Origin of the sequence: Hydrogenophaga sp., from assembly GCF_018780385.1 — a bacterium.
Taxonomy (GTDB): domain Bacteria; phylum Pseudomonadota; class Gammaproteobacteria; order Burkholderiales; family Burkholderiaceae_C; genus Hydrogenophaga.
On the sequence record NZ_JADMJO010000147.1, the window covers coordinates 1 to 6,084 of the forward strand.

Here is a 6,084-nt window from a genome sequence, read left to right on the forward strand (position 1 = left end):
ACGTCGAACTGGCCGCCCTTGGTGGCGATGTCGGTGGTGACGCGCTGGCGCAGCACGCCTTCTTCGAGCGTGACCCACTTGAGCTTGATGTCGGGGTTGGCGGCTTCGAACACCTTGCCGAGTTTCTGCATCTCGATCATGTGGCCGTTGTTCACGGTGGCAATCACGAGTTCGGTGGTGGCGGCGTGCGAGATGCCCGCGCCCAGGAGGGCGGCGGCCAGAACAGAAGCGAGGCGGAATTTCATGGTTTGTCTCCTGCGTTTTGGTTGGGATGCGGATGCGACGGCACTTGCACGCCGTGGAGCGATTCTGGCCACGGCGGCGCGCAGGGTTTGTACAGAAATGGGTGCGATCCGTACTCTCTTGCGTTTATGGGCTGGGATTTACCCTAGGAAGTGGGGGAGAGTTTGCGACAAGGACGGGGTGGGCGACACGGCTCATTCGCGACGCTCTTGTTACTCCCTGCTGTGCAGCCGTTTGCCTAGAGTCGGGTCTTCGTCAACACCGAACAGGGAACGCCCACATGACCACCACCTACACCGGCAGCTGCCACTGCGGCAACATCGCGTTCGAAGTCGAAGGCACCATCGACAGTGGTCTGGCGTGCAACTGTTCGATCTGTTCGCGCAGGGCATCGCTGCTGTGGTTCGTGCCTCGCGCCAGCCTCAGGCTGAAGACGCCCGACGCGGCGGCAGGCACCTACTTGTTCAACAAACACGTGATCAAGCACCGGTTCTGCGCCACCTGCGGCATCCACGCCTTCGGCGAAGGCACCGACCCCCAGGGCAATGCCGTGGCCGCGATCAACCTGCGGTGCATCGAGAACATCGACCTGGCCGCGATCCCGGTGCGCCAGTTCGACGGCAAGGCCTTGTGAGGCCGGGCTAGCTGCTGCCGCGCACCAGCAGCTCGAAGCCCAGATCAAGCGAGTTGCGCACCGGCACCTCCCCGCGCATCAGGCCCAGCAGCATTTGCGCACTGGCCTCGCCCATCGCGCGGCGTGGTGTGCGCACCGTGGTCAGCGGCGGCACCATCTGGTCGCTGCCCGAGAGGTCGTTGAAGCCGGCCACCGCAATGCGGCCCGGCACGTCCACACCCAGGCGCAGCGCGGTGAGCAGGCCGCCCTGGGCCAGGTCGTCGTTGCAGAAGAACACGGCGTCCACCTCGGGCCTCGTGCGCAGCAGGTCTTCCAGCAGTTCACCACCCAGCCGCATCGATGACGGCTGTGGACTGAGCAGCTCCAGCCGCGCGTCGTACAGGCCGTGTTCGCGCAGGCAGCGGCGGTAGCCCTCGGCGCGCTGCATGGTGCGCGGGTCGAGCTGGGCGGCCACGAAGGCAATGCGCTTGCGCCCGCGTTGCACCAGGTGTTCGGTGATGGCGTGGCCGGCATCGGTCTGTGAGAAGCCCACGCAGTAGACGTTGGGCGCTTGCGTGAGCTCCATCAGGTAGACGCAGGGCACGCCGCTGGCGGCGATCATCTGGCGCGCGGCTTCGGTGCGGTCGAAGCCGGTGAGCAGCAAGCCAGCCGGGCGGTGCGCGAGGTAGCTGCGCAGCAGCTGTTCTTCTTCCTGCGGCTCGTAGTGCGTCACGCCGATCATGGGCTGGTAGCCGTGGGGCAACAGCGTGCGGTGCACGGCTTCGAGCACGTCCACAAACAAGGCGTTGGACAGCAGGGGAACGAGCACCGGCACCTGCGTGCTGCGCTGTGAGGCGAGGGCACGCGCGGCCGGGTCGGGCACGTAGCCGAGTTGCGCGGCGGCGCGTTTGACGCGCTCCACCAGATCGGCGGCCACGCCGCGTTCCCCGCGCAGCGCTCGCGATGCGGTGATGGGGCTGACCTCGGCGGCCAGCGCCACGTCGCTGAGGGTGGTGCGCCCGCTGTGGCGGCGCTTGCGTTCGGTCGGTTCCAAGGGTTTTCCCGGTATTTGGTGCGGATCGTGTGGCGTTAGGATAGCGCTGTCCGAAGCCCTGTGCCACCCGAATTTACCCTGAATCGCTCTGCCCGTTGCCGGGAAGCTGTCCGGAAACACCTGGGATGCCACGCAGGGAATCCGCCCATTTTTTTAGCCCAACGGGATAGCGCTACCAAATGAACATCCGGCCCGAAAACACCTTCCTCGTCGTCATGGGCGTGGCGGGTTGCGGCAAGTCCAGCCTGGGCCAGTTGTGCGCCGGGTCCCTCGGCGTGCCGCTGCTCGAAGGTGATGACTTCCACTCCGAGGGCAACGTGGCCAAGATGCGCAGCGGCACACCGCTGAGCGACGACGACCGCGCCACCTGGCTCGACACCCTGGCCGCCCAGTTGCAGGCCCACCCGCAGGGCGTGGTCTTGACCTGCTCGGCGCTCAAGCAGCGCTACCGCGACCGCCTGCGCGCCGCCGCGCCCGGCCTGCGCTTCGTGTTCCTCGACCTCACGCAAGAGCAGTCGCGCGAACGCGTGGCTGCGCGGCCGGCGCACCTGTTTCCGGTGAGTCTGGTGGCGAGCCAGTTCGCCGCGCTCGAAGACCCGCGCCATGAACCTGGCGTGCTGCATCTGGACGCCACCCAGTCCCTGACCGATCTGGGCTCGGCCGTGGTGCGCTGGGTGCGCAGTGCGCCAGCCCCCGCAACCCTGGAGAACCGCTCATGAAACCGGGTCCATTTTTGAAGCACGCGGCCGAAGCCCTGCTCGCACTGTGCCTGGCCGGCATGGTGGTCTGCGTGTTCGGCAACGTGGTGCTGCGCTACGGTTTCAACAGCGGTATCAACGCCACTGAAGAACTTTCGCGTCTGCTGTTCGTGTGGATGGTTTTCCTGGGCGCCACCGCCGCTTACCCGGTGGGCCAGCACATGGCTTTCACCAGCCTGGTGGGCTCGCTGCGCGACAAGCCGATGGTGTTTGCCACCGCCACGCTGGCGATCCGTCTGCTGGTGCTGCTGGCCTGCGTGCTGCTGGGCCGGGGCGCCTGGCAGCAGGTGGTGGTGGGCATGGACAGCAACTCCGTGGTGCTGGGCTACCCGGTGGCGCTGCTGCCGCTGCCCGCGCTGCTGTGCGCACTGGCCATCGGCCTCATGGTGCTGATCGAGATCGTGCAGCGCGCGCCGCTGGACCTGGGCCATCAGGCCGAGATGGAGTAAGACGATGTCCGTTGAAGCAATGGCCTTCGTGGTCTTCATCGCCGGCATGGTGGTGCTCATGGGCATCGGCATGAACATGGCATTTGCCTTGTTGCTCACCGGTGCCGCCATGGCCTGGGTGATGGATTTCTGGGACACACAGCTGCTGGCCCAGAACATGGTGGCCGGCATCGACAGCTTTCCGCTGCTGGCCGTGCCCTTCTTCATCCTCGCGGGTGAGCTCATGAACTCGGGTGGCATCAGCAAACGCATCATCGACATGGCGCAGGCCTGGGTGGGCCATGTGCGCGGTGGCCTGGGTTATGTGGCCATTGGTGCGGCGGTGCTGCTCTCGGCCATGTCGGGTTCGGCGCTGGCCGATGCGGCGGCCATGTCCGCCATCCTGCTGCCCATGATGCGCAAGCACGGTTACCCGGTGGCCTCGTCGGCCGGTCTCATCGCCGCGGGCAGTGTGATCGGCCCGATCATCCCGCCGTCGATGGCTTTCGTGATCTACGGCGTGACCACCAACACCTCGATCTCCGCGCTGTTCATCTCGGGCATCGTGCCCGGGCTGATCATGGGCGTGGCGCTGGTGGTGGCCTGGCGTGTGGTGCTGCGCAAGATGACGCTGGAGAGCCACCCGCCGGTGCCCATGGCCGAGCGCCTGCGCCTGACCGGGCGCGCGGTGTGGGCGCTGCTCATGCCGGTGATCATCATCGGCGGCATGAAGAGCGGCGTGTTCACGCCGACCGAAGCCGCCGTGGTGGCCGCGGCCTATGCGCTGGTGATCGCGCTCTTCGTGCACCGCGAGATGCGCCTGCCCGAGGTGTACGGCGTGCTGGTGCGCGCGGCGAGCACCACCTCGGTGGTGATGTTCCTCTGCGCCGGTGCCGCCGTGGCCAGCTACATGATCACCCTGGCTGACTTGCCGTCCACGCTCACGGGCTGGCTGGGGCCCCTGGTGGAGCACCCGCGCATGCTGATGGTCACCATGATGATCGTGCTGGTGCTCATCGGCACCGCGCTCGACCTCACGCCCACCATCCTGATTTTCGCGCCGGTGATGCTGCCCATCGCCGTCAGGGCGGGCATCGACCCGGTGTACTTCGGTCTCATGTTCGTGCTCAACGGCGCCATCGGCCTGGTCACGCCGCCGGTGGGCACCGTGCTCAACGTGGTGGCCGGTGTGGGGCGTTTGCCCATGCACCAGGTCATCAAGGGCGTCAATCCATTCCTGTTCACCTACCTCATCGTTCTCGGCCTGTTCATCGTGTTCCCGCAGATCGTCACCGCGCCCGTGGCCTGGATGCGCTGACGTTCAATTTCACCCACTCCAAGGAGACTGTCATGACCCTGTTTCGCCGCACCCTCATTGCCGCCACCGCTGCGGCAGCATTCGCCGCGCCTTTTGCAACGCTCGCGCAAGACATCAAGCCGCGCATCATCCGTTTCGGCTATGGCCTCAACGAAGTGTCCAACCAGGGGCGCGCCACCAAGGTATTTGCCGAAGAGGTTGAAAAAGCTTCGGGCGGCAAGATGAAGATCCGCGCCATCGGCGCCGCGGCGCTGGGCTCCGACGTGCAGATGCAGCAGGCCCTGATCGGCGGCGCGCAGGAAATGATGGTGGGCTCCACCGCCACGCTGGTGGGCATCACCAAGGAAATGGCGATCTGGGACACGCCCTTCCTGTTCGACAACGCCAAGGAAGCCGACGTCGTACTCGACGGCCCGGTGGGCCAGAAGGTGATGGACAAGCTGCAGGAAAAAGGCCTGGTCGGCCTCGTGTACTGGGAGAACGGTTTCCGCAACCTCACCAACAACAAGCGCGCGGTCACCAAGCTTGAAGACATGGACGGCATCAAGCTGCGCGTGATGCAGAACAACGTGTTCATCGACAGCTTCAAGACCCTGGGCGCCAACGCCGTGCCGCTGCCGTTCTCCGAGCTCTTCACCGCGCTGGAAACCAAAACGGTGGATGGTCAGGAGAACCCGTACAACACCATCCTCTCCAGCAAGTTCTACGAGGTGCAGAAGTACCTGACCGTGACCAACCACGTCTACAGCCCGTGGATCGTGACGGTGAGCAAGAAGTACTGGGACCAGCTCAGCAAGGACGAGCAGAAGGTGCTGATGGACGCCGCGAAAAAGAGCCGCGACTTCGAGCGCAAGGACACGCGCGCCGAGGCCGAAAAGGCACTGGCCGAGCTCAAGGGCAAGGGCATGCAGGTGAACCAGCTCAGCCCCACTGAAGCCGGCCGCATGCGCGACCAGCTCACCCGCATCAACGCCACCATCGCCACCAACGTGGGCATGGACCTGTGGAAAGAAACGCAGGCTGCGGTGGCCAAGGCACGCGCTGCGAAATAAGTTCGCTGTCTCGTCAAGAAAAGGCCGGCTTCGAAGCCGGCCTTTTTCGTTTCAGCCCTTGGCCTCCATCGCCTTCGCCATCGTCTTGCCCAGCTCCACGCCCCACTGATCAAAGGCGTTGATGCGCCAGATGGCGGCCTGGGTGAACACCTTGTGCTCGTACAGCGCGATCAGCGCGCCCAGGCGCAGCGGGTCCAGGCGGTCCAGCCACAACACGTTGCTCGGGATGTTGCCTTCGAATGTGCGGTGCGGGGCCATGGCCGCCGCATCGGCTTCATTCAGCCCGTCCTTCATCAGCGCGGCCTGCGTGTCCTGCAGCGAGCGGCCGCAGGCCATGGCCTGTGCCTGCGCGCGCAGGTTGAGGTTGACAACGCCGTGGTGCGTGGAAGCCATGGGCAGCGGTGTGTCTTCGTTCTGCACGCCGATGAAGTCCACCGGCACGGTGTGGCCGCCTTGGTGGATGAGCTGGAAGTAGGCGTGTTGCCCGTCGATGCCCAGACCGCCCCAGACGATGGGGCCGGTGTCCACCGTGGCGGCTGTGCCGTCGACGTGGGTGCGCTTGCCGTTGGACTCCATGTCCATCTGCTGCACGAAGGGCGTGAAGCGCGCCAGCCGCGA

The 6,084-nt window shown here is 65.6% G+C and carries 7 protein-coding genes and 1 pseudogene; 5 read left to right on the forward strand and 3 right to left on the reverse strand.

What is annotated here, in order from left to right; translation table 11 throughout:
* Positions 1–245: extracellular solute-binding protein (locus IV113_RS25040; protein WP_363318663.1), on the reverse strand; the 245-nt coding region annotated here is incomplete at its 3' end.
* A 278-nt stretch (positions 246–523) separates the two neighbouring features.
* Here IV113_RS25040 and IV113_RS25045 point away from each other — a divergent pair.
* Positions 524–877 (forward strand): GFA family protein, encoded by a 354-nt coding sequence (locus IV113_RS25045; protein WP_291090995.1) that lies wholly within the window; start codon positions 524–526, stop codon positions 875–877.
* 7 nt (positions 878–884) lie between these two features.
* Here IV113_RS25045 and IV113_RS25050 read toward each other — a convergent pair whose 3' ends face one another.
* Positions 885–1,910 (reverse strand): LacI family DNA-binding transcriptional regulator, encoded by a 1,026-nt coding sequence (locus tag IV113_RS25050; RefSeq protein WP_291090997.1) that lies wholly within the window; start codon positions 1,908–1,910, stop codon positions 885–887.
* Between the two features lie 179 nt (positions 1,911–2,089).
* Here IV113_RS25050 and IV113_RS25055 point away from each other — a divergent pair, with 179 nt between their 5' ends.
* The 4 genes from IV113_RS25055 to IV113_RS25070 are packed head-to-tail and all read left to right on the forward strand — an operon-like array spanning position 2,090 to position 5,466.
* Positions 2,090–2,629: a gluconokinase gene (locus IV113_RS25055; protein WP_291090999.1), complete on the forward strand. Its 540-nt coding sequence runs from the start codon at positions 2,090–2,092 to the stop codon at positions 2,627–2,629.
* Positions 2,626–3,117 (forward strand): TRAP transporter small permease subunit, encoded by a 492-nt coding sequence (locus IV113_RS25060; protein WP_291091000.1) that lies wholly within the window; start codon positions 2,626–2,628, stop codon positions 3,115–3,117. The genes IV113_RS25055 and IV113_RS25060 overlap by 4 nt, the downstream gene beginning before the upstream one ends.
* Positions 3,118–3,121: 4 nt before the next feature.
* Positions 3,122–4,414 carry a TRAP transporter large permease subunit gene (locus tag IV113_RS25065; protein WP_291091002.1) on the forward strand — a complete coding sequence of 431 codons (1,293 nt, stop codon included), beginning with the start codon at positions 3,122–3,124 and terminating at the stop codon, positions 4,412–4,414.
* 32 nt (positions 4,415–4,446) lie between these two features.
* On the forward strand, positions 4,447–5,466 hold the full coding sequence (locus IV113_RS25070; protein ID WP_291091005.1) for a TRAP transporter substrate-binding protein: 1,020 nt from the start codon (positions 4,447–4,449) through the stop codon (positions 5,464–5,466).
* 51 nt (positions 5,467–5,517) lie between these two features.
* Here the strand turns inward: IV113_RS25070 and IV113_RS25075 are convergent.
* A pseudogene (locus IV113_RS25075) lies at positions 5,518–6,084 on the reverse strand (glucose-6-phosphate isomerase); the annotation flags it as partial.